Annotated in this window: 20 protein-coding genes and 1 pseudogene; 16 read left to right on the top strand and 5 right to left on the bottom strand. The window is 68.5% G+C overall.

The features are described 5' to 3' along the window. Position 1 precedes the first annotated feature (1 nt). The 8 genes and pseudogenes from nuoH to KO481_RS24175 form a co-directional block, all read left to right on the top strand. Positions 2-1,216 (top strand): annotated as a pseudogene (nuoH, locus tag KO481_RS43265) (NADH-quinone oxidoreductase subunit NuoH); the annotation flags it as partial. Positions 1,217-1,261: 45 nt separating this feature from the next. Beyond that, positions 1,262-1,807, top strand: coding sequence for an NADH-quinone oxidoreductase subunit NuoI (gene nuoI / locus KO481_RS43260; RefSeq protein ID WP_245401480.1), 546 nt, complete (start codon positions 1,262-1,264; stop codon positions 1,805-1,807). After that, complete coding sequence (locus KO481_RS24200) at positions 1,804-2,679, top strand: NADH-quinone oxidoreductase subunit J (RefSeq protein WP_215919951.1); 876 nt, start codon at positions 1,804-1,806, stop codon at positions 2,677-2,679. The genes nuoI and KO481_RS24200 overlap by 4 nt, the downstream gene beginning before the upstream one ends. A 12-nt stretch (positions 2,680-2,691) precedes the next feature. Further along, complete coding sequence (gene nuoK, locus KO481_RS24195; protein WP_215919949.1) at positions 2,692-2,991, top strand: NADH-quinone oxidoreductase subunit NuoK; 300 nt, start codon at positions 2,692-2,694, stop codon at positions 2,989-2,991. Position 2,992: 1 nt separating this feature from the next. Then, entirely contained in the window at positions 2,993-4,879 is a 1,887-nt protein-coding gene (nuoL, locus tag KO481_RS24190; RefSeq protein ID WP_215919947.1) for an NADH-quinone oxidoreductase subunit L, read from the top strand. Then, positions 4,876-6,561: an NADH-quinone oxidoreductase subunit M gene (locus tag KO481_RS24185; RefSeq protein ID WP_215919945.1), complete on the top strand. Its 1,686-nt coding sequence runs from the start codon at positions 4,876-4,878 to the stop codon at positions 6,559-6,561. Before nuoL ends, KO481_RS24185 begins: the two co-directional genes overlap by 4 nt. After that, on the top strand, positions 6,558-8,177 hold the full coding sequence (gene nuoN, locus KO481_RS24180) for an NADH-quinone oxidoreductase subunit NuoN (RefSeq protein WP_215919943.1): 1,620 nt from the start codon (positions 6,558-6,560) through the stop codon (positions 8,175-8,177). Before KO481_RS24185 ends, nuoN begins: the two co-directional genes overlap by 4 nt. A gap of 153 nt (positions 8,178-8,330) precedes the next feature. After that, on the top strand, positions 8,331-9,071 hold the full coding sequence (locus tag KO481_RS24175) for a Fic family protein (RefSeq protein ID WP_245401424.1): 741 nt from the start codon (positions 8,331-8,333) through the stop codon (positions 9,069-9,071). A 4-nt stretch (positions 9,072-9,075) separates the two neighbouring features. On the opposite strand, the gene KO481_RS24170 is transcribed toward KO481_RS24175, so the two are convergent. Further along, complete coding sequence (locus tag KO481_RS24170) at positions 9,076-9,876, bottom strand: alpha/beta fold hydrolase (protein ID WP_215919941.1); 801 nt, start codon at positions 9,874-9,876, stop codon at positions 9,076-9,078. 245 nt (positions 9,877-10,121) lie between these two features. On the opposite strand from KO481_RS24170, the gene KO481_RS24165 reads away from it, so the two are divergent. From KO481_RS24165 to KO481_RS24135, 7 genes are all read left to right on the top strand, one after another. Then, positions 10,122-10,955, top strand: a complete 834-nt coding sequence (locus tag KO481_RS24165; protein WP_215919939.1) for an SAM-dependent methyltransferase — start codon at positions 10,122-10,124, stop codon at positions 10,953-10,955. A 22-nt stretch (positions 10,956-10,977) separates the two neighbouring features. After that, positions 10,978-11,337: a VOC family protein gene (locus KO481_RS24160; RefSeq protein ID WP_215919937.1), complete on the top strand. Its 360-nt coding sequence runs from the start codon at positions 10,978-10,980 to the stop codon at positions 11,335-11,337. Positions 11,338-11,450: 113 nt separating this feature from the next. After that, positions 11,451-12,284, top strand: coding sequence for an alpha/beta fold hydrolase (locus KO481_RS24155; protein ID WP_245401423.1), 834 nt, complete (start codon positions 11,451-11,453; stop codon positions 12,282-12,284). A 94-nt stretch (positions 12,285-12,378) separates the two neighbouring features. Next, positions 12,379-14,781 carry a hypothetical protein gene (locus KO481_RS24150; protein WP_215919935.1) on the top strand — a complete coding sequence of 801 codons (2,403 nt, stop codon included), beginning with the start codon at positions 12,379-12,381 and terminating at the stop codon, positions 14,779-14,781. A 222-nt stretch (positions 14,782-15,003) separates the two neighbouring features. After that, positions 15,004-15,801 carry a GNAT family N-acetyltransferase gene (locus tag KO481_RS24145; protein WP_245401422.1) on the top strand — a complete coding sequence of 266 codons (798 nt, stop codon included), beginning with the start codon at positions 15,004-15,006 and terminating at the stop codon, positions 15,799-15,801. Then, a complete protein-coding gene (infA, locus tag KO481_RS24140) occupies positions 15,798-16,022 on the top strand; it encodes a translation initiation factor IF-1 (RefSeq protein WP_215919933.1) in 225 nt (74 codons plus the stop codon). The genes KO481_RS24145 and infA overlap by 4 nt, the downstream gene beginning before the upstream one ends. Before the next feature lie 317 nt (positions 16,023-16,339). Then, positions 16,340-17,533, top strand: a complete 1,194-nt coding sequence (locus tag KO481_RS24135) for a hypothetical protein (protein ID WP_215919931.1) — start codon at positions 16,340-16,342, stop codon at positions 17,531-17,533. A gap of 413 nt (positions 17,534-17,946) precedes the next feature. On the opposite strand, the gene KO481_RS24130 is transcribed toward KO481_RS24135, so the two are convergent. Continuing rightward, on the bottom strand, positions 17,947-18,282 hold the full coding sequence (locus tag KO481_RS24130) for a site-specific integrase (RefSeq protein ID WP_245401421.1): 336 nt from the start codon (positions 18,280-18,282) through the stop codon (positions 17,947-17,949). A 128-nt stretch (positions 18,283-18,410) separates the two neighbouring features. Further along, positions 18,411-18,827, bottom strand: coding sequence for a MarR family winged helix-turn-helix transcriptional regulator (locus tag KO481_RS24125; protein WP_215919929.1), 417 nt, complete (start codon positions 18,825-18,827; stop codon positions 18,411-18,413). Positions 18,828-18,929: 102 nt separating this feature from the next. Between KO481_RS24125 and KO481_RS24120 the strand changes: the two genes are divergently transcribed. Continuing rightward, positions 18,930-19,754 carry an SDR family NAD(P)-dependent oxidoreductase gene (locus tag KO481_RS24120; protein ID WP_215919927.1) on the top strand — a complete coding sequence of 275 codons (825 nt, stop codon included), beginning with the start codon at positions 18,930-18,932 and terminating at the stop codon, positions 19,752-19,754. 219 nt (positions 19,755-19,973) lie between these two features. On the opposite strand, the gene KO481_RS24115 is transcribed toward KO481_RS24120, so the two are convergent. Together KO481_RS24115 and KO481_RS24110 are read right to left on the bottom strand one after the other, a co-directional pair. After that, on the bottom strand, positions 19,974-20,855 hold the full coding sequence (locus tag KO481_RS24115; RefSeq protein WP_215919925.1) for a PhzF family phenazine biosynthesis protein: 882 nt from the start codon (positions 20,853-20,855) through the stop codon (positions 19,974-19,976). A 14-nt stretch (positions 20,856-20,869) separates the two neighbouring features. Continuing rightward, positions 20,870-21,181 (bottom strand): EthD family reductase, encoded by a 312-nt coding sequence (locus KO481_RS24110; protein ID WP_215919923.1) that lies wholly within the window; start codon positions 21,179-21,181, stop codon positions 20,870-20,872. Positions 21,182-21,191 lie beyond the last annotated feature (10 nt).

The raw sequence follows: 21,191 nt of genomic DNA, 5'->3' as shown, positions 1-21,191 counted from the left end.
TATGAGTGCCTTCGGCCACGACCCCTGGTGGCTGGTGGTGGTGAAATGCATCGCGATCTTCATCTTCCTGCTACTCATCCCGATGCTCGGCGTCTACGCCGAACGCAAGATCGTGGCGTGGATGCAGATGCGCGTCGGCCCGAACCGGGTCGGGCCGCACGGCACCCTGCAGTCGATCGCCGACGGGGTGAAGATGCTCCTCAAGGAGGACATCGTCCCGACCATCGTGGACAAGCCGATATTCATTCTCGCCCCGGTGGTTTCGCTGATTCCGGCGGTGATGGCGTTCGCGGTGATGCCGTTCGGGCCGGAGGTGTCGTTCTTCGGCACCCGGACCCCGTTGCAGCTCACCGACATGCCCGTCGGGGTGCTGTACATCCTGGCGATGGCCTCGATCGGCGTGTACGGCATCGTGCTGGCCGGCTGGGCGTCGGGATCGACGTATCCGCTGCTGGGCGGACTGCGCTCGACCGCCCAGGTCATCTCCTATGAGATCGCGATGGCGGCCTGCTTCGCGGCGGTGTTCCTGCTGACCGGCACGATGTCGACCTCCGGCATCGTCGCGCACCAGTGGGGCACCTGGAACGTCTTCCTGCTGCTGCCCTCGTTCGTCATCTACGCGGTGTCCATGGTCGGCGAGACCAACCGGGCGCCGTTCGATCTGCCCGAGGCCGAGGGCGAGCTCGTCGGCGGCTTCCACACCGAATACTCCTCGCTCAAGTTCGCCATGTTCATGATGGCCGAGTACATCAACATGGGCACGGTGTCCGCGCTGGCGACCACGCTGTTCTTCGGCGGCTGGCACGCGCCGTTCCCGCTGAACCTGTGGGCGGGAGCCAATTCCGGATGGTGGCCGCTGCTGTGGTTCACCGCGAAGGTGTGGATCTTCCTGTTCGTGTTCATCTGGCTGCGCGGCACACTGCCGCGACTGCGCTACGACCAGTTCATGAACCTGGGCTGGAAGCTGCTGATCCCGGTCTCGCTGCTGTGGGTGATGGTCGTCGCGACCCTGAAGGTGCTGCAGGACAACGGAGTTCACATCCAGACCGCCGGAATGGTGATCGGTGGGATCGCGCTGACGCTGCTGCTGCTGGCGATGGTGGTGCGCGCGGGCCTGCGCGGCAGCGGCACCCCGGCGCCGGCCGAGCCCGCCGACTACTCTGGATTCCCGGTACCGCCGATGCCGGCCACGGCCTCGCGCCAGGGCCCGAAACCCGGTCTGCTCGAGCCGTTCGGGGGCTTCGCGGTCACCTTCCTGACCATGTTCAAGAAGAAGAACACCGAGTTCTATCCGGAGGTCAAGGAGCCGACCGCGCCGCGCTATCACGGCCGCCATCAGCTCAACCGCCATCCCGACGGACTCGAGAAGTGCATCGGCTGCGAGCTGTGCGCCTGGGCCTGCCCGGCCGACGCGATCTACGTCGAGGGCGCGGACAACACCGAGGCCGAACGCTTCTCCCCCGGTGAGCGGTACGGGCGCGTCTATCAGATCAACTACCTGCGCTGCATCGGCTGCGGCCTGTGCATCGAGGCCTGCCCCACCCGCGCGCTGACCATGACCAACGAATACGAGCTGGCCGACGACAACCGCGCGGACCTGATCTACGAGAAGGACCGGCTGCTGGCCCCGCTCCAAGCGGGGATGACCCTTCCGCCGCACGCCATGGTGCCCGGCACCACCGAGCAGGACTACTACCTCGGCACGATCGACGTGCTGGGCAGCCTTGCGGCAGGGGCGACGTCCGAGGCGGACATCGTCTCCGGGCAGACCCCGGCCGCGGCCGGAGCGGAAGGAGCATCGCGATGAATCCCCTGGCGGCACACGCGGTCCCGCGGGCCGGGCAGCTCGCCCTCGCCGAGGGCGCGACGCACACCTCCACCGGCGAGGCGGTGCTGTTCTGGGTGCTGGCGGTCGTCGCGGTGGCCGGGGCGCTGGGCATGGTGACCGCGCGTAAGGCCGTGCACGCGGCAATGTGCCTGGCGGCCACCATGATCACGCTGTCGGTGTTCTACATCGCCGAGAACGCACTGTTCCTGGGCGTGGTGCAGATCGTGGTCTACACCGGCGCGGTGATGATGCTGTTCCTGTTCGTGCTGATGCTGGTCGGCGTCGACACCTCCGAATCCCTGCGGGAGACGCTGCGCGGGCAGCGGATCGCGGTCATCGTTGTCGGCATCGGGTTCGCTCTGCTGCTGAGCGCGGCCATCGCCCGTGGGCTGCACGACGATTCGGTGGCGCAGCGGGGGCCGGGCTTCGGACAGTATTCCATCAACGCCCTGGCCGAGCTGATCTTCGTGCGGTACGTGTGGGCATTCGAGCTGACGGGAGCGCTGCTGATCACCGCCACCATCGGGGCGATGGTGCTGGCCCACCGGGAACGGTTCGGGTTGCACTCGGATCAGAGGGAGATGTCCAAACAGCGTGTGCGCGAGGGTGATCGGGTCACCCCGTTGCCCACGCCGGGCGTGTACGCCCGCCACAACGCGGTGGACATTCCTGCCCGCCTGCCCGACGGCTCGTTCGCCGAACTGTCGGTCAGCACCATCCTGCGGCACCGCCGTCATCGCGCGCACACCGAGGCGGCGGTCATCGGCGTGGACGTGACCAACGGCGACGGCAACGGCTCCTCCGGACCACACATCGGCTCCGGCAACGACGACGCCAGCACGGCTGACTAGAAAGGCTCTGCGGTGAATCCGGACAACTATCTGTATCTCTCGGCACTGCTGTTCACCATCGGCGCGGTCGGAGTCCTGGTGCGGCGCAACGCGATCGTCGTGTTCATGTGCATCGAGCTGATGCTCAACGCGGTGAACCTGGCGTTCGTCACATTCGCCCGCGAACACGACAACCTCGACGGCCAGGTCTACGCCTTCTTCACCATGGTCGTGGCCGCGGCGGAGGTCGTCATCGGCCTGGCGATCATCATGACCATCTTCCGCGCCCGCCGCTCGACCTCGGTCGACGACGCCAACCTGCTGAAGTACTGACATGGGTACGCAGATGCTCTGGTTGCTGCCGGCCCTGCCCCTCGCGGGCGCGATCATCCTGCTGCTGGCCGGGCGCGCGAGCGATGCCCGGGGACACTGGCTGGGCGTGGCGGCCGCGTTCGCCTCCTTCGGAATCGCGGTGTGGGCCTTCGCCGATATGCTCGGGCGCTCCGGCGCGGACCGGGCCGTATCGCACGACTTCTTCAGCTGGGTGCCCGTGGCCGGGCTGCAGGTGAACTTCACGCTGCAGCTGGATCAGCTCTCGATGTGTTTCGCGCTGCTGATCACCGGCGTCGGGTCGCTCATCCACCTGTACTCGGTCGGCTACATGGCACACGACGAGGGACGGCGGCGGTTCTTCGCCTACCTCAACCTGTTCCTGGCCGCGATGCTGGTGCTGGTCCTGGCCGGCAACTACCTGGTGCTGTATCTGGGCTGGGAGGGCGTGGGCCTGGCCTCGTACCTGCTGATCGGGTTCTGGTATCACAAGCCCTCGGCGGCGACCGCGGCCAAGAAGGCGTTCGTGGTGAACCGGGTCGGCGACATGGGTTTGGCCATCGCGCTTTTCGTCATGTTCGCCACCTTCGGCTCGGTCGACTTCGGCCGCGTGTTCGGGGGCGCGCCGCACGCGAGCCAGGGCACGCTCACCGCGATCGGGCTGTTGCTGCTGCTGGGTGCGTGCGGCAAGTCCGCGCAGGTGCCGCTGCAGTCCTGGCTCGGGGACGCGATGGAGGGCCCGACCCCGGTCTCGGCGCTCATCCACGCCGCCACCATGGTCACCGCCGGTGTGTACCTGATCGCCCGCTCGCACGCGATCTTCGATCTCGCACCGGGCGCCCGCACGGGCGTGCTTGTCGTCGGCGCGGTCACGCTGCTGTTCGGCGCGATCATCGGCTGCGCCAAGGACGACATCAAGAAGGCGCTCGCGGCCTCCACGATGAGCCAGATCGGCTACATGGTGCTCGCGGCGGGCCTGGGCCCGGCCGGATACGCGGTCGCGATCATGCATCTGCTGACCCACGGATTCTTCAAGGCCGGACTGTTCCTCGGCGCCGGTTCGGTGATGCACGCGATGAACGACGAGACCGATATGCGCCGCTACGGCGGGCTGCGCGCGCTCATGCCGATCACCTTCGTCACCTTCGGGCTGGGCTATCTGGCGATCATCGGCGTGCCGCCGTTCGCGGGCTTCTTCTCCAAGGACCGCATCATCGAGGCGGCGTTCGGGCACGGCGGCGCGAGCGGGGTCACGCTCGGTGCCGCCGCGCTGCTGGGCGCCGGAATCACCGCGTTCTACATGACCCGCGTGATGATCCTGACCTTCTTCGGCGACAAGCGCTGGGCGCCGGACACCCATCCGCACGAATCGCCCGCCTCGATGACCGGCCCGATGATCCTGCTGGCCCTCGGATCGGTGTTCTCCGGCGGACTGTTCTTCTACGGCTCCTCGCTGCAGAACTGGCTGGCTCCCGTTGTCGGACAGGAACATTCCGAGGGCGCCATGCCCTCCTGGGTGGTGACGATGCTGGCCCTGGTGGTCGTCGCGATCGGTGTGGCCGTGGCGTACGGGCAGTACGCCCGCCGTCCCGTCCCCGAGGCCGCGCCCGAGCAGGTCTCCGGGCTCACCGTCGCCGCGCGCCGCGACCTGTACGGCGACGCGTTCAACGAGGCCGCGTTCATGCGCCCCGGCGCGGAGCTGACCCGCTCGCTGGTCTTCCTGGACACCCGCGGCATCGACGGCATCGTGAACTCGACCGCGGCCCTCATCGGCGCGGTGTCCTCCCGAATCCGGCGCGTGCAAACCGGATTCGTGCGTTCCTACGCTCTGTCCATGTTCACCGGCGCGGCCCTGGTGGTCGCGGCCCTGCTGGCGGTGAGGTTGCTGTGAACTATCCCTGGCTGACAACGCTGTGGCTGTTGCCCCTGGTCGGGGCCGCCGCGGTGGTGGCGCTGCCCGCGTCTGCGCGCTCCCTCGCCCGCTGGACCGGGCTGGTCTTCTCGCTGGCCACACTGGTGATCGGGATCGTGGTCGCGACCCGGTTCACCCCGGGCGGGCCGCAGTACCAGCTCACCGAATCGCACCGGTGGATACCGGCTTTCGGGGCGAGCTACACCCTCGGCGTCGACGGGATCGCGCTGGCGCTGATCCTGCTCACCGCCGGACTCGTGCCGCTGCTGATCATCGCGGGGTGGGGGGACGAGCGGGAGGTCGGCACCGGGAGGCGCGTGGCGCACATCTATGTGGCGCTGACGCTGATCGTCGAGTCGATGGTGCTGATTTCCTTTGTGTCCCTGGATATTCTGCTGTTCTACGTGTTCTTCGAGGTCATGCTGATCCCGATGTACTTCCTGATCGGCGGATTCGGGCAGAGCAGAATTGCCGGAGATCACGGGCCCTCCATGGTTACGCAAGCTGCCGACTCCGGGCCTCACGCGATCTCCGGCGGGCGGGGCAGCTACACGGAACTGCGGCGGCAGCGCTCGCGCGCGGCGGTGAAGTTCCTGCTGTACAACCTGTTCGGCGGGCTCATCATGCTCGCCGCGGTGATCGGGCTGTATGTGCTCACCGCGCGCCAGCATCTGGGCGGACCCGACGGCACCTTCGATTTCCGCGCCGTCGTCGCCGCGGCCAACTCCGGGCATCTGGGTGCGGGCCCGGCGGTGCTCAACGCGCTGTTCCTGGGATTCATGTTCGCCTTCGCGGTGAAGGCGCCGCTGTGGCCGTTGCACACCTGGCTGCCCGACGCCGCGGTCTCGGCGACACCGTCGAGCGCCGTGCTGATGATGGCGGTGGTCGACAAGGTCGGCACGTTCGGCATGCTGCGCTACTGCCTGCTGCTGTTCCCGCACGCCGCGCACACCTACGCGCCGCTGATCAGCGTGCTCGCGGTGATCGGCATCGCCTACGGCGCGATCCTGGCGATCGGGCAGAAGGACGTGATGCGCCTGATCGCCTACACCTCGATCTCGCACTTCGGGTTCATCATCCTGGGCATCTTCGCCATGACCAATCAGAGCGGCGCGGGCGCGACCCTCTACATGGTCAACCACGGCATCTCCACCGCCGCGCTGTTCCTGATCGCCGGATTCCTGGTCTCGCGCAAGGGAACCCGCATGATCGCCGACTTCGGCGGCGTGCAGAAGGTCGCGCCGGTCCTGGCCGGGACCTTCCTGATCGCGGGCCTGGCCACGCTGTCGCTGCCCGGCCTCGCGCCGTTCGTCAGCGAATTCCTGGTCCTGGTCGGCACCTTCACCCGGTATCCGGTCGCGGCGGTCTGTGCCACCAGCGCGCTGGTGCTCGCCGCGATCTACGTGCTCTGGATGTACCAGCGGATGATGACCGGGCCGGTCAAGCAGGGCAACGAGCGGCTCTACGATCTGGTGCCCCGCGAATTGGTCGTCGTGGTGCCGCTGATCGTCGCGCTGCTGTTCCTGGGCGCCTATCCGAAACCGCTGCTGGATCGCATCAATCCGGCCGTCGCCGGGACCCTCACCACGATCGGCGCACACGATCCGGCGCCCGCGGTGCCGCAGGCGGCGACCATCTCCGACGGAGGTACGCACAAGTGAACACACTTGCAGTCGCAACGGTCACGGCCCCGTCCATCGAATACCGCGATCTGTCACCGATGCTCATCGTATTCGGCGTCGCGGTTGCCGCCGTGCTGGTCGAGGCGTTCGCGCCGCGGCCGTGGCGCTATCCCCTGCAGCTGGTGCTCGGCGTCGCCGGGCTGGGCGTGGCCCTGGCGGCGGTGATCGGGCTGGCGGGCACGCACACCACCGCGGTGGTCGGTGCGGTCGCGATCGACAACGTCACCCTGGTGCTGCAGGGCACCATCCTGGTCGCGGCGCTGCTCGGGCTGGCGCTGATGGCCGAGCGCGGGATCGAGCCGCGGCTGGGCCGGATGCGCCGCGAGGGGCCGGGCACCTGGAGCCGCGCGGCCGCCGCGGGCGTGCGGGTTCCGGTCGACGCGTTCACCCCGCAGGCCGCCGCCACGCCGGGCAGCGCCGACGAGATCGCCGCGGCCCGTGCGGGAATCACGACCACCGAGGTGTTCCCGCTCATGCTGATCGCGGTGGGCGGGCTGCTGCTGTTCCCGGCCTCCAACGACCTGCTGACCATGTTCGTCGCGCTCGAGGTGCTGTCGCTGCCGCTGTACCTGCTGTGCGGGCTGGCCCGCCGCCGGCGGCTGCTCTCGCAGGAGGCGGCGCTGAAATACTTTCTGCTGGGGGCGTTCTCCTCGGCCTTCTTCCTGTACGGGATGGCGCTGCTGTACGGATACGCCGGGACCGTGCGCTTCTCGGGCATAGCTGCGGCGGTCTCCCAGGATTCCGGTTCGAAAACCCTTGCCGTGCTGGGCATCGCGATGCTGGCGGTCGGGCTGCTGTTCAAGATCGGCGCGGTGCCGTTCCAGGCCTGGGTGCCCGACGTGTACCAGGGCGCACCGACCTCGGTGACCGCGTTCATGGCCGCGGGCACCAAGATCGCGGCGGTCGGCGCCTTCCTGCGGGTGCTGCAGGTGGCGGTGCCCGGGCTGCGCGAGGACTGGCGCCCGATCCTGGCCGCGGTGGCCGTGGCGACGATGGCGGTGGGCGCGGTCGTGGCGGTCACGCAGACCGACGTGAAGCGCATGCTCGCGTATTCGTCGGTGGCCCACGCCGGTTTCATCCTGGTCGCGCTGGTGGCGGCCAACACCCAGGGCACCTCCTCGGTGCTGTTCTACCTGGTGGCATACGGCATCAGCACCACGGGCGCATTCGCGGTGGTGACGCTGGTGCGCGACCGGGTCGGCGACGAGGCCACCTCGATGTCGGCCTGGGCCGGACTGGGCCGCCAATCCCCCTGGCTGGCCACGATTTTCGCGCTGTTCCTGCTCTCCTTCGCGGGCATCCCGCTCACCAGCGGATTCGTCAGCAAGTTCGCGGTCTTCCAGGCCGCGGCCGCGGCCGGCGACTCGTGGCTGGTGATCATCGGCGTGATCTGCAGCGCCATCGCCGCCTACTTCTACATCCGCGTCATCGTCCTGATGTTCTTCACCGACCCTGCCGACGACGCCCCCCGGATCGTCACCCCGCCGGTGACGAGCGCGCTGGTCGCCCTGACCGCCGCGGCCACCCTGGTCCTGGGCGTGTTCCCCCAGCCGGTCCTGGACATCGCCACCCGCGCAACGTCGTTCGTGCACTGAACCGTTCACGCTGTGCCCGGATGCGCCCGATGCATCCGGGCGCAGTGCGTTCGGCCATGGTGTTCCAATCGAGCCTGCGATCAGCGTGCCCGTCGACAACCCGGTGGACAGGCAACGGGCAGGGCCGACCCTCGACGGCGTTACAGTGGCGCCATGACCCTCGGATTCACCTGGGACACCAGCGAGCTGGACATCGACCTCGCGAGGCACACCCGCGAACGTGCCGTTTGGCGTATGCGCAGGACAATGCCGGGATTTGTCTGGGACGCGGCGGTGCTGGAGGGCAATCCCTTCACCTATCCTGACGTGCAGACACTGATGGAGGGTGTCACCGTAGGCGGCCATCGGCTTTCGGATGAACGTCAGGTCCTTGCGCTCGCCGACTCGATGCGCGAACTCGCACACCTTGTCGAGGAGGAAGACTTCCGCCTCGACAAGGTTACCTCCGATCGGTTTCAGTACCTCATCGCTAAGGATGAGGCATTGGAAGCGGGCCATTTCCGAGGGGAGGGAACGCTGGACACAGGCATCAGCGTGAATCTCGGAGAGTACGGCAGCCATATCCCCCCCGAGCCTGGACCCGGCGGAGAAAACCTGATTCGTCTCCACAGCGAGGGGCTCACCGACATTCTCGAGCTGCCCGACCCTGTACAGCAGGGCATCGCTTACTTCCTCTTCGCCGCGCTCAACCAGTTCTATTTCGACGGCAACAAGCGCACCGGCCGCGTGATGATGAACGGCCACCTCATGTCCTGCGGCATCGACGCGATCAGCGTGCCTGCCCTTCGGCGGCGTGAGTTCAACACGCTGATGGTCGATTTCTACCGGAGTAAGGATGCCACGGGCATGTTCGGCTTCCTGCTGTCCTGCCACCCGGACCGGCTCACGGCCTGACCGGCTACTCGATCACCTCGTGAAGGCGGGCGGCGAAGGCGGGCGGGTTCTCCATGAAGCCGGCGTGACCGCCGGGGAAGAGGGTGGGTTCGATCTTCAGTTCGGCGGCCAGCGCGCGGGTGGTGCGGTCGCAGAACAGGCCCGCGGAGGTGTCGCCGATGCCGAGGACGACGTGGGTGTCCAGGGCGCGCAGGGCGTCCAGGTCGGGGCGCCAGCCGGCGGTGGGCTCGAGTTCGTGGAGGTAGAAGAAGCGGTCGTTGGCGGCGTCGCGGTGGGCCAGCATCTGCTCGAGCACGCCCTCCGGGAACGGCATCTCCGTCATGGCGAAGAACTTCCGGATAGCGACGACCTCGTCGCCGTGGAAGGTCGCGACGATGTCGTCGCGGGTCCGGCGCTGGGACTCCCGGTCGTCCAGGAGTTCCGCGAGCGGCGGTTCGTGCGCGATAGCGGTCGACACCAGTTCCGGGGCCGCCTGCAGTAGCGCCAGGGTGGTGACCGCGCCGCCGGAGGAGCCGAGAACGGTTGCGGGACCGGCGTCCAGGTGCCGCAGGATGCGCGCCAGGTCGTCGGCGCGCAACTCGGGGGTGGCGTCGGTGCCGGGATCGTCGAGCTCGCTGCCGAAATGGCCGCGCGGGTCGGGGGTCAGTACGGTGTACTGCTCGGCAAGTTGCTCCGCCAGCGGTATGAACGGCGCCGAATGCATCGGCGAGCCGACGAGCGCCAGTAGCGGTCCGTCGCCGCGCAGCTCGTAGTACAGGCGCACGCCGGGGGCGGCGAGGGTGTGCGTGGTCACGGATGTGGTCATGCGGATCCTCCTGGGCATAGCGAACTGGGCACCCATGTCGACTCCCCCAGTATCCGAAATTCATCGGTCGCGGCACGGCATTCGATGCGACTGTGCGCGCCGTGCCGGAATTCGGTGCCGTTCAAGGTCATCGGCCGACGCGACAGTCCGACTCGCGACCGGTATAACCGAAGCGCCCATCGCCGTCTCGAGCGGCTCCTACGATGGTGCCGATGCGGATCGCAACGCAGATAGGGGTGGTTGAGATGACAGAGGGCTCCGCGCAGATCGATCAATCGAAGCCGAGTATCGCCCGCGTCTACGACTATCTGCTGGGCGGCAAGGACAATTACGAGGTCGATCGAAAGATCGGCGACTTCTTCATCGAGGACCTGCCCGGTTCGGTCTCGATCGCATATGCCAACCGGCAGGCGCTGATTCGCGCGGTGGGCGCCATTTCCCGGGACGGCATTTCGCAGTTCATCGACATCGGCAGCGGCCTGCCGACCGTGGACAACGTGCACCAGGTCGCGCAGCGCCACAATCCCGAGGCCCGCGTGGTCTATGTCGACAACGATCCGATCGTGCTGGCGCACGGGCGCGCGCTGCTGGCCACCGACGAGCACACCACCGTCTTCCAGGCCGATCTTCGCCATCCGGAGGAGATTCGCAAGAACTCCGAGGTCGAGCGACTGATCAACTTCGACGAACCCGTCGGGGTGATCTTCAGCGCGATCCTGCACCACCTCAACGACAGTGAGCGCCCGGCCGATCTCGTGGCCTGGTGGGCCGATCAGGTCCCCTCGGGCAGCGAGTTCTACATCTCGCATTTCCGCTCCGGCCTGAACGAGGAGACCCAGGCCGCGGAGGCGAAGCTGCAGGACAGTTTCGGGCGGGGGCGCTGGCGCACCGACGAGGAGATCGAGGCGCTGTTCGGCGATCTCGAGATACTCGAGCCCGGCCTGGTGAACTGTTCGCTGTGGCGTCCGGCGCCGGCCCCGGGCGACGACGTCAGCAAGATCGGCGTCGAGGCGCGCGACCTCGGCGACCTGACCCTGTGGGAGCAGCTGATCTCCTGCGCGTTGGCCCGCAAGCCCTAGCCGGGACCGATAGCCTGTCCGCATGATCAATGGTGCGCACACGATCATGTACGCGGCCGATGCGGACGCCGCGCGGGCCTTCTTCCGCGACGTGCTCGGCCTGGCGCATGTCGATGCCGGACACGACTGGCTGATCTTCAAGTCGCCGCCGGCCGAGCTGGCCGTGCACCCGGCCGGCGGCCCCGACAGCGGCCGGGTCGAGCTGTATCTGATGTGCGACGACCTGCACGCGACCGTCGAGGAGCTGCGGGCCAAGGGCGTCGAGTTCACCGGCGGCATCACCCAGCAGGGCTGGGGGCTGCTCACCACGCTCGTCGTGCCGGGCGCCGGTGAGATCGGGCTCTATCAGCCGCGGCACGAGACCGCGTACAACCTGGAGTGATTCGCTCCGACTCCGGCCGCGGGACGATTCGCCCGTGGCCTGGTTCAGCATATCCATTTGAACCTAATCTAATTAGGTTATAGGCTAACTTCTCTAGAAGGAGGTAGCCGACAATGACATCCCATCCGACATCCGGCACCCTGCGTGTGCCCGGCGCGACCCTGTACTACGAGACCCGCGGATCGGGCCCGGTGCTGCTGGCCCTGCCCGGCGGCGGGGGCGACGCGAACGGCTTCGACGACATGGCCGAACTGCTCGCACCCCGGTTCACCGTCGTCGCTCTCGATGCCCGCGGGTACTCGCGCAGCACGCTGGACAGCGGCACCCCCGAAACCCAGCATGTGCGGGTGCAGAGCGACGACGCGTACCGACTGCTGACCCACCTCACCGACCAGCCCGCGTACATCGTCGGCGGCAGCGCCGGAGCGATCGTCGGGCTGGATCTGCTCACCCGCCACCCCGAGTGCGTCCGCACCCTCGTCGCCCACGACCCGCCCTGTTTCGCGGTGCTGCCCGACGCGGCCGAACAGCGCACCTTCGTCGAGGAGGTGCACACCCTGGCCCGCACCGAGGGGATCGCGGCCGCCTCGGCGCGATTCCTCGCCGGGATCGGCGGGGCGATGAAGCCCTCGCCGGCGCCAGGAGAACTGCCGCCGGACAAGGCCGCGATGTGGGCCCGCCTGGCCGCCAACGCCCCGATCATGATGGAGTACGAACTGCGCGAATTCACCTCGTACATACCCGATTACGTCGCCCTGAGCGCCGTACGGGACCGCCTGGTGCTCGGCGTCGGCCGTGCGTCGCGCCACCTGCTGCCCTCCCGTCCGGCCGCCGAGATCGCCGCCCGGGTCGGACTGTCCGTCACCGAGTTCCCGGGCATGCACAACGGCATGCGCACCGAGGCAAGGGAATTCGCGGCGCAGCTGATCGACTTGCTCGCGGGGTAAACTGCCGCGTTCAACTGCGCGATGTCGGTTCCGACCGGTCCGCTCGGATCCAATAGGCTGTCCGGTGTTTCGACAGCAACAAGGAGTCTCACCGATGGTCAACCCGAAACGGTCCGGAAATCGGCCGATGCCGACAGAGCCGGAGCGCGATCGTGGTCGGTCGTCGGAGCCGGACGCCTCCGACGCGGCGCCATCCGGCTTCCGCATCGCGGACACGCTGGCCGCGGTCATGCTCCTGCTGGCGACCCTGACCTATCTCGGGCGCCTGATGGTGGGGCTGTCCCAGCCTGGCGACACCATCGCCCCCCGCGATTTCGGTTCGCTGCTGGCCTCGATCATCGCGATCGTTGCGGGAATCCTGCTGGTGACCGGCGTCAAGCCGCCGGTCGCCCGCGTCACCGGCGCGCTCGGGGCCGGTGCGCTGCTCCTGTTCAACGTGGCGAATCTGACCGGCGGCGCGGTCGACGACGTCATCGGCAAGTCCGCCAGGTGGGCGGCGATTCCGATCGCCGCGACCACGTTCCTGGCCATCGTCGCGCTGATCCAGGCGTCCTGGACCAGCGTGGAAACGGTGCGCACGCGCGCGGATCGGGACGAGGATCAGGACGCGCCCGCCCCGGTGGCGCAGACCGTCGCCGAGCCCACTCCGGCGCCGGAGCGCCCCGCCCTTCCGGAGCGCTCGGCGCCCATCCCGGAAACGCTCGGCGTCATCGGCGTGCCGGAAGCCGACGACGAACCCGCCGTGCCGTGGCAACAGGCCGACGTAGTCGACGCTCCGGGCCAGCCGTTCGAGCCCTATGAGCACCGGCCCGAACCCATCTCTACCGCCGACGAATCGCTCGGATCGTATGCGCGCGCGGACGCCCGCTCCGCCGAGGACCCCTCGACATTGTTGCTCCCGCCGCATCGGCCCGGACCGTTCGGCGCGCCGCTGAACGAGGGCCCAGCGGCGACCGACGCCGTGCCGTACGTGGACGGCTCCCCGGACACCACCGAACGACATGCCACCCCGATGGCACCACAGCATCCAGGCCCCTTCGGCGCCCCCCGGCGTCCGGACCAGTTCGCACCGGAGCCGCAAACGGCCCGCTCCAGAGAGGCCGAATCGTTTGCGGGGCAGGAGCTTCCATCGCCGGTATCGCGGCCGCAGCCAATGGAGTTCGACCCGGGAACGCAATCGCGAACCGAGCCGTTCATCTCGCAGCCGCCGCACGTCGAGACCGAATCCGAGGGCGAGGCTACATCCCTGCTGCCCCGGCCGACGGGACCGTTCGGCGCGCCGCGCCGCGAGCCGCTGCCGCCCGAGCCCTCCCGGGGCTCGGGGTACGGGCCGGGTGCGCCCGAACAATATCCGGGACCGCAATCGAACCCGGCATCCGCGATTCCCGAACGCGGCCCGGTTGTGCGTGACGCCGGTCGGCCTCCCGCCGAGCAGCCGGCACCGGACCGTCGCGAGCCCGAATCGGCAGCAGCACAGATGAGTGCGGGATCGCCATCCCAGCAGCCGGGGCCGTTCGGTGGGCCGCCACTGGGTTACGAGCACGCCGAGACCGAGGGCATCCCGATGGGACAGTTCGCGGATCACCCGACCACCGTCCTGCCCCGGCCGGGCGGTGCGGCCGATGCCGAGCTGTCACGCGACGGCGTGATCGGCGCGCAGCCGTACGTATCTCCCGACACTGCGCCGTTGCACAGGCAGGACTACCCCCAGGCAATGTCCGAGCCGCGGCCGCCGGCCGGGCGTGGCTACGATTCCGAGCCCGCTGCCTACCGCCCGGCCGGTGATGTGGCGCCGCAACCGATTCCGTCCCCCGTTCCCCACCGAGACGACTACAACTCACGGTTCCCCGAGGGTGAGCCCTACCGACCCGAATCCGCTCCCGGCGAGTGGCCCGCGGAACGGCAACCCGCGCCGGATGTCTCCCGCGCCGATAGCGGTACTGCGGTTGGCGGCGCCGAGGCCCAGTGGCCCGCCGCTCCGCATCGCCGTCCGTTCGGATCGTTCGAGTATCCCGCCGAGGTGGTGGTCGCGCAGGACCACAACACCGCGCGACTACCCGTCGCCGAGCAGCGACAGCCCGGTGACCACCAGGCGCCACCGGCGTTCTCCGCGTTCGAGCCCACGAACCAGCGCGGCGAGGGGTGGTCGCAACACGATTCGCAGTGGCAGTCGTCCGGGGACGGGCCCCCTCAGCAGGCCGCTCCCACCGAGGCCATTCCGCACGCGTCCGAAACTTCGCCGATCCCCACGCAGCACACGGGCCGTCAGCCCATGCTGCGGCAGCCCGGCGGATTCCTCACTCCGCCCCCGGTCGATTCCGAACCGATTCCCGCGCAACAACCACCGGCGCGGCACCGCGGCGCCGACGACCAGCCCTATGCCGTTCCGTTCGCGAATCTCGTCGCGGCAGAACCCGATTCGGCACCGCCGCCGCCCGATCCGGTGCAGGCGCCGCCGAAACGTCTCTCGCCCATGCCGCAGAACGACCAGCAGTGACCACCGGAGCCAACCGGCGTTATCGTCGGCGGCGAGAAAATGGTTGGACGCGATCGCGTCCTAGTTGATAGCGTGAGCCGAACCGTGACAGCACGCGAGGAGGTGAGACCCATGAACGTTGTATCGAAGTGGGAGCTCCCTCTCGACGTCACGGTTGGGCGAACGATCTAGCTGTCGCCGGGAGCGCCTGTCATCCAAGGCTGCTCCGAAAGGGCGATAAGCTTGAACTCTGTACATTTCACGTCCGGTTCCACCGGACACACCACCGTCATCACACGCGTCTCCGAGACGCAGTGGCAGGCGGTGAATCACGGTCTGCCGATCGGATCGGGCGATGTGTCGCCACGGCCCGACGGCCGGCTGTTCGTCAGCATCGACTCGTGGCTGGACGACGCCTTCGGTCCGCTCGCCGCCGCGATGCTGGCAGGCCTGCCGAGACCCCTGTATACGGTGGTCGACGAGGGCGATCGGGATCTGGTAAACCTTTGGGAGAGTGCCGGTTTCACCATCCGGCGCCGAGAATGGGAATACCTGGTGCCGACCGATCCGGAGGCGACCGGGCTCGCGGCGGTGGTCCCGCCGCCGGACACGACGATCGTGGCCGCTGGCGCCGCGGCGGAAGGCCCACTGCGCGAGGCGGATCGGGCGATTCGCGACGAGGTGGAGGCGAGCGTCGGCTGGCGGAACATGCCGGCCGAGGTGATGCCGCGCACCGGGGGCGACACCCTGGTGGATCCGTCGAAGTATGCGGTGGCGGCACAATCCGATCGCTACGTGGGGCTGATCCGCGTCGTGCAGGTGACCCGCCTGCCACGGATCGGACTGCTCGCGGTGCGGGCCGATCAGCAGCGCCGGGGCATCGCGCGTGCGCTGCTGGCGCACGCGCTGGGCGCCCTGCACCAGCGCGGGATACCCAGGGCGACAGCCGAAGTGAACGAATCGAATGCCGCCGCTACGGCGCTTTTCGAAAGCATCGGTGCCCAGCGCGTGAACAGCAACCTGGAACTGGTGCTGGGATGAGTAACAACGGGAAGGGAATCGAGATCGAGGGCACCGTCATCGAGTGCCTCCGCAATGCCAACTTCACGGTCGAACTGCAGAACGGGCACCAGGTACTCGCCCACATCAGCGGGAAGATCCGGAAGAACTACATCAAAATCCAGCTGCAGGACCGGGTACTCGTCGAGCTGAGCCCCTACGACCTCACGCGCGGCCGAATCCTGTTCCGGTACCGCAATTAGCGCGTTGAGCGAATAGCTGTGCAGTCCGCGCCGACCGGATATGTTCCGGTCGGCGCGGTTCCGTGCCCCCATGCCACTGTGGTGGCGCCCGATCGTCTCCGCGCAGACGTTCACCGCCGTCGCGCCAAGCTGATTCGGTCGCGTCCGGATGTTCGACTCCACCAACTCGATCCGCGTCCGAGGCGAGGCCGAAGCATAGACGGTGCGGCGGACGCCCAGCTCACTCAGGGGATTGTGCTGCCGACCGTGCATCGATCCCATAGGCTGGTCGATGCTCGGATTTCAGACATTTCAGCTTTGCAGCAAGGAGTTTCGCCGTGGCCAACCCGTACCAGCCCGGCCCCGCGCCGATGCCCTCGGCACCGCCTCCGGGCTATGGGTGGCCCGCCCAGCCGGGTTCGCCTGCCGGACAGACGTATTCGCCGTATCCGACGCCCAAGCCTGCGGGTCCGCGTAATGTGCCCGCGCTGTGCGCCGCCGGACTGGGGCTGCTGGCGCTGCTGATCGATATCGGCCGCATGTTCGCCGCGGACGGCGCCCACTGGCTGACCGATTGGACGGTGGTGGGCTGGATCCTCATGGCCGCCGCGGCCATCACCGGTGTGGTGCAGACATTCACCAACCGCAATCTGGTGGCCGCACGCATCACCGTTGCCCTGGCCATCGGCGCGACGTTCAGCGGTCAGGTTTTCACCCTGCTGGACAGCTTCCTCGGCTACGGCTACTACAGCCTGACTCACCGCGGCCATTGGCTGTCGATTCCGGGTGCGCTCGTCTCGGTTGCCGCCATTGTGCTGCTGTACATCGCGTCCCGCGCGGATGCCGCGAAATCGGGCGCCGCGCAGCCAGCGACACCGCAATCGGCACAGCCGGGCTGGCCGCCGCAGCCACAGGCGCCGTCCGGACAGCAACCGCCCATGGGATTCCCCGGCCAACAGCCCGCCGGATTCCCCCAGCAGCAACCGCCCTCCCAGCCCAGCGGCTTTCCCCAGCAACAACCGCTCGGGAGTCAGCTCGGTGGGTTTCCGCAGCAGCCGTTGGGACCGCAGCCCGGCGCCTTTCCGCAGCAACAACCGTCCGGCTCCCAGCCCAGCGGCTTTCCGCAGCAACAACTACCGGGCCATCCGGCCGGTCTCCCTCAGCAGCCCGCCTACCAGCCCCAGGGCTTCCCGGGACAACAGCACCCAGGGTTCGCGGCACCGCAACCAGCACCTGCTCAGCCGGGTCAGTTCGTGCCACCGCCCGGTGCATTCGGTGCGCCCCCGCAGCCGCTGCAACACCCCAATCCCCCTGCCGCACTCCAGGACTCCGGCAACCAGCCGACGGTCATGCATCAGCCTGCCAGCACCCCGGACAACCAGCAGACCATTCTCCAACAGCCCGGCACCAATCCCCCGCCGCAGCCCGGCAGCCCCTTCCCGCAGCCGAATGCGTCCGATGCGGGCTCGCCGCACGCCGCCGACCCGACCGTCTACCAGCCACCATCCACTCCGCAGGGGCCGCAGCAATAGCCGCGCGGAAAACCAGCCTCCTGATCGAGCGTGCGCGAAACGTCTCCTCGCTGACATGATCCGCGGACAGGGCGCGATGCGGCGCTGTCACTGTTCGGGGTATCCGCGGCACATCGTGCGCAGACGCATCTGATGCATGCGAGCACCCGGCCGGATGGTCATCCAGTCGGACCTGGGTCGAATTGCGCTCGCCCGAGGGCCTTCCTGGGGTGCAGCCAAGGTACGGCCATCGCCGCCAAGCTGCGCGTCTCCCGATGGACACTCAGCCGCGCCCTCGACACCGCGTCCCGCTGACGGGCCGCCACCGGGTGCCAACGCTCGACCGCAGCGGACAGCCCCCGCCCCATTCGCGGATCGCAGAGGGGTCGCCGTAGTATCGGCCGAATTTCGGGCGGATATGGCGTAGCTGCTGGTCAGTGGGTCCGGGACGCGCCGGGGCCGATGAGGCTGGTCAGTTCGCGCATCGCCTGCGGGGATGGTTTGAAGTAGCGGCGCAGGTTCTCGGCCTTGCGGTGTCGCGACTTGGCCATCAGTTCGAGCAGGCTCGCGCCGGATTCGCCGAGGTGTGTCAGCCCGGAGTGCCGGAGTTCGTGGAGGTCCCAGCCGGTGCCTGGCCCATCGGTGGTGGTGGCTGCATCGAGTAGGTCGCGGGCCTGGTCGTAGGACAGCCGCGCGAGTCCGGTGTCGGAGCAGATGTCGCGTTCGGCGAGGTATTTGCCGAGCCCGGGGCGGCGGTGGGTCACGAACACCGGTCCGTGGGTGCGGCCGCGGATCAATCTCGGCAGTCGCTGGCCCAGGCGACGCCCGTGGTGTTGAACTCGGTGCTCCGGCGTTGGCGGCCCCAGGTGGGGCCGATGCGAGCCGGGTGGCCGCGCGATCATGCATTCAGGACCAGTTGCAGCAGCTCGCGCAGGGACTGGCGCTGCTCGGTGGTGAGCCGGGCCAGGGGGGCTGCGGCGAAGGGCATGCGAGCGCGCAGGTCGGCCGCTATGGCCAGCCCGGCGGGGGTGGCGGCGACGAGTTTGACGCGGCGGTCACCCGGTGCGGGGCGGCGCTCGACCAGGCCTCGGTCTTCCAGGCGGTCGATGATCATGGTGACGTTGGAGGGCTCGGCATGCAGGTGGTCGGCGATGCGGCGCATCGGGACCGGATCTTGTGCCGCGAGCAGGGCCTTGACCTGCAGCGGGGTTAGCTCGTGAACGGCCGCCGCGGTTTCGGATTCCTGGGCGTAGCGGCGGTTGATGGCCGCGAACAGGCCCACGACATCGTCGGCCGGGTCTTGCGAACTATTCATCACAGGTTCCTGTCTATCAAGATGCTTGACAAAATGGAATATTATGACACATAGTTATGTTCAATAATCATTATGATTCGTAACCAATGAAGGGTTGGGAGAATGAGCAACAAGACCGTCCTGATCACCGGTACCTCCTCCGGTATCGGCTTGGCCACCGCCGTCGCCGCCGCGCAGAGCGGCTGGCAGGTGATGGCCACCATGCGGGACACCACCAAAGCGGCCGCGTTGCTGGCCGCGGCCGAGCAGGCCGGGGTGGCCGTCGATGTCCGGGCCTTGGATGTGACCGACCCGGCCTCGGTCGCGGCGTGCCTGGCCGGGATCGATCGTCTCGACGCGCTGGTCAACAACGCCGGCGCCGGTCACCTCGGCACGCTCGAGCAGGAAAGCCTCGACGATGTACGCGCGGTCATGGAGGTCAACTTCTTCGGTGTCCTCAACGTCACCAAGGCGGCATTGCCGCTGCTGCGCCGCGGTGCAGGGCGGGTGGTGACCGTCACCAGCGTCGGTGGCGTCGTGGGGCAACCGTTCAACGAGGCATACTGCGCGGCCAAATTCGCGGTCGAAGGTTTCATGGAGTCCTTGGCACCGGTCGCGGCGCGGGTCGGTGTGGCCGTCAGTGTGGTCGAACCGGGCGCGGTGGCCAGCGAATTCGTCAGTAATGTCGGGATCACCGACACCGTGCTCGAGCAGGCAGGACCGTACGCGCCCGCGCTGTCGGCCTACCTGGCCCGCACCCGCAGTGCCTTCGCCAACGCCCAGACTCCGCAGGACGTGGCCGGGCGGATGGTCGAGCTGCTGGCGGCACAGCGGCCGCCGTTCCGGATGCTCACCTCCGATGCCGCCCGCACCTTCGCGGGGGTGAAACTCGCCGACCTCGACGGTTCGGCGGTGCAGACGCTCACCGGGGCCTGGACGGTCCAGTAGGCAGCGGGGACAGCGGGTCGCACCGCGCACGGGAACCCCCAGTGTGGCAGGTTCGGGGTCGCGGCACTGGCCACGGCCAGCACCCTCATTGGCAGCCAAGCCAAGCACCAACCACCCGACCCCGCAGCCCGAACGCGAAAACCCTGCTCTACCAACCCGCTACGCCATATCCGCCCGAAGTTCGGCCGATACTACGGCGACCCCGCAGAAGAGGACGGTCTAGTTGTCGCCTCGGTGTCCGTCGCGGACGACCGCTAACCCGCCGACCCGGGTCGTGATGCCCGCCGGCCCGCGTCGGGCCGAAGCGAGCACGCTGGCCGGTCGACCGAGGGTGTCACCCTGCTCCACCTCGATCGCGACCGTCTGTGCCCCTGTCGTGTCGAGCAGGTGGGCGGCCAGGCAACCGGTGCTGTTGGCGTTGGCGACGTCCTCGTCGACACCGATCGCCGGCGCGAACATCCGCGCCGCACCCGGTCGGTCGCCCACCGGCGGTGCGTACACGAAACAGCCGAGGAGCCCGTACCGCCGGCACGCCGCTGTCAGCCTGCCGAGGTGTGGGTGGACTCGGAGCAGCGCCGACCGGTCGTGGACCGGTACCAGCATCCGCGGTGCGCCGGGCGCGGCGATCCGTGGCGCGTCGGTCGGATGCGGGTCGTCCGCGGTGAGCCCGAGCGCGGCGACGATCGCGGCGCGCTCGTCCGGTGCCGGGTGACGCAGCGCGACGAGGCCCTGGTCGAACCACACCTCGATGCCGGCGGGGCGGCGGATCGCGACCGTGTCGAACGTGCGCCCGCCGGTGTGTTGGCGGTCGTTCAACTCGCCCAGCGCGGTGCGGGTCAACCGGACGGCCTGCGCGGCAACGGTGCCGTGGCCACAGCCGGACAGTTCGGCGGTGGCGGTGAAGAACCGGACCGGCCGGCCACCATCCGGCGTCCGCCCCGGGCCGAGGAACGCCGCGTGCGAGGTGCCGGCCGCAGCGGCGACCGCACGCCGGTCCGCGTCCGTCGCCGCCGGGTCGTCATCGGTGACGGCTGTGGGGCTGCCGCCCCGGCCGTCGCGCCGCACGCACGCATCAACCATCGTGACTTCCGGCCAGGACATCGGCCCACCCTGCCTCAGACGGTGCCGTCCTGCACCGGATAGTCGATGACAACCACACCGCCGGTGGCGTAGTTGACGACATCGGCGGCCGCCCGCTGGCCGTACGGCGACGCCTGCGACGCGGCCAGCGCGGCGGCGTCAGCGAAGTCGGCTTCGAAGACCGCGAAATACGGCGATTCTCCCCTTTTCGCCGCCACGTCGAAGCTGTAGCGCCACGCAAGCAGGCCGGGCCACTTCATGACCAGTGGAAGGTGGTTGGTCACGTAGTAGTTGCGGAAGTGGTCGGGGTCGACGGGCTTGGGATACAGGACCACCAGCTTATGCATGGCTGCCTCC

Origin of the sequence: Nocardia albiluteola, assembly GCF_018860155.1 — a bacterium.
GTDB classification, from domain to species: Bacteria; Actinomycetota; Actinomycetes; order Mycobacteriales; family Mycobacteriaceae; genus Nocardia; species Nocardia albiluteola.
This window is presented reverse-complemented; position numbering and strand designations above follow the sequence as displayed.

Excerpts from the sequence above, each read along its gene's own strand:
- infA (WP_215919933.1), top strand. The coding sequence starts at position 15,798 with ATGAGTAACAACGGGAAGGGAATCGAGATCGAGGGCACCGTCATCGAG.
- nuoL (WP_215919947.1), top strand. The coding sequence starts at position 2,993 with ATGGGTACGCAGATGCTCTGGTTGCTGCCGGCCCTGCCCCTCGCGGGC.
- KO481_RS24120 (WP_215919927.1), top strand. The coding sequence starts at position 18,930 with ATGAGCAACAAGACCGTCCTGATCACCGGTACCTCCTCCGGTATCGGC.
- KO481_RS24170 (WP_215919941.1), bottom strand. The coding sequence starts at position 9,876 with ATGACCACATCCGTGACCACGCACACCCTCGCCGCCCCCGGCGTGCGC.
- KO481_RS24165 (WP_215919939.1), top strand. The coding sequence starts at position 10,122 with ATGACAGAGGGCTCCGCGCAGATCGATCAATCGAAGCCGAGTATCGCC.
- KO481_RS24115 (WP_215919925.1), bottom strand. The coding sequence starts at position 20,855 with ATGTCCTGGCCGGAAGTCACGATGGTTGATGCGTGCGTGCGGCGCGAC.
- KO481_RS24125 (WP_215919929.1), bottom strand. The coding sequence starts at position 18,827 with ATGAATAGTTCGCAAGACCCGGCCGACGATGTCGTGGGCCTGTTCGCG.
- KO481_RS24160 (WP_215919937.1), top strand. The coding sequence starts at position 10,978 with ATGATCAATGGTGCGCACACGATCATGTACGCGGCCGATGCGGACGCC.
- KO481_RS24155 (WP_245401423.1), top strand. The coding sequence starts at position 11,451 with ATGACATCCCATCCGACATCCGGCACCCTGCGTGTGCCCGGCGCGACC.
- nuoI (WP_245401480.1), top strand. The coding sequence starts at position 1,262 with ATGTTCAAGAAGAAGAACACCGAGTTCTATCCGGAGGTCAAGGAGCCG.
- KO481_RS24150 (WP_215919935.1), top strand. The coding sequence starts at position 12,379 with ATGGTCAACCCGAAACGGTCCGGAAATCGGCCGATGCCGACAGAGCCG.
- KO481_RS24110 (WP_215919923.1), bottom strand. The coding sequence starts at position 21,181 with ATGCATAAGCTGGTGGTCCTGTATCCCAAGCCCGTCGACCCCGACCAC.
- KO481_RS24175 (WP_245401424.1), top strand. The coding sequence starts at position 8,331 with ATGACCCTCGGATTCACCTGGGACACCAGCGAGCTGGACATCGACCTC.
- KO481_RS24200 (WP_215919951.1), top strand. The coding sequence starts at position 1,804 with ATGAATCCCCTGGCGGCACACGCGGTCCCGCGGGCCGGGCAGCTCGCC.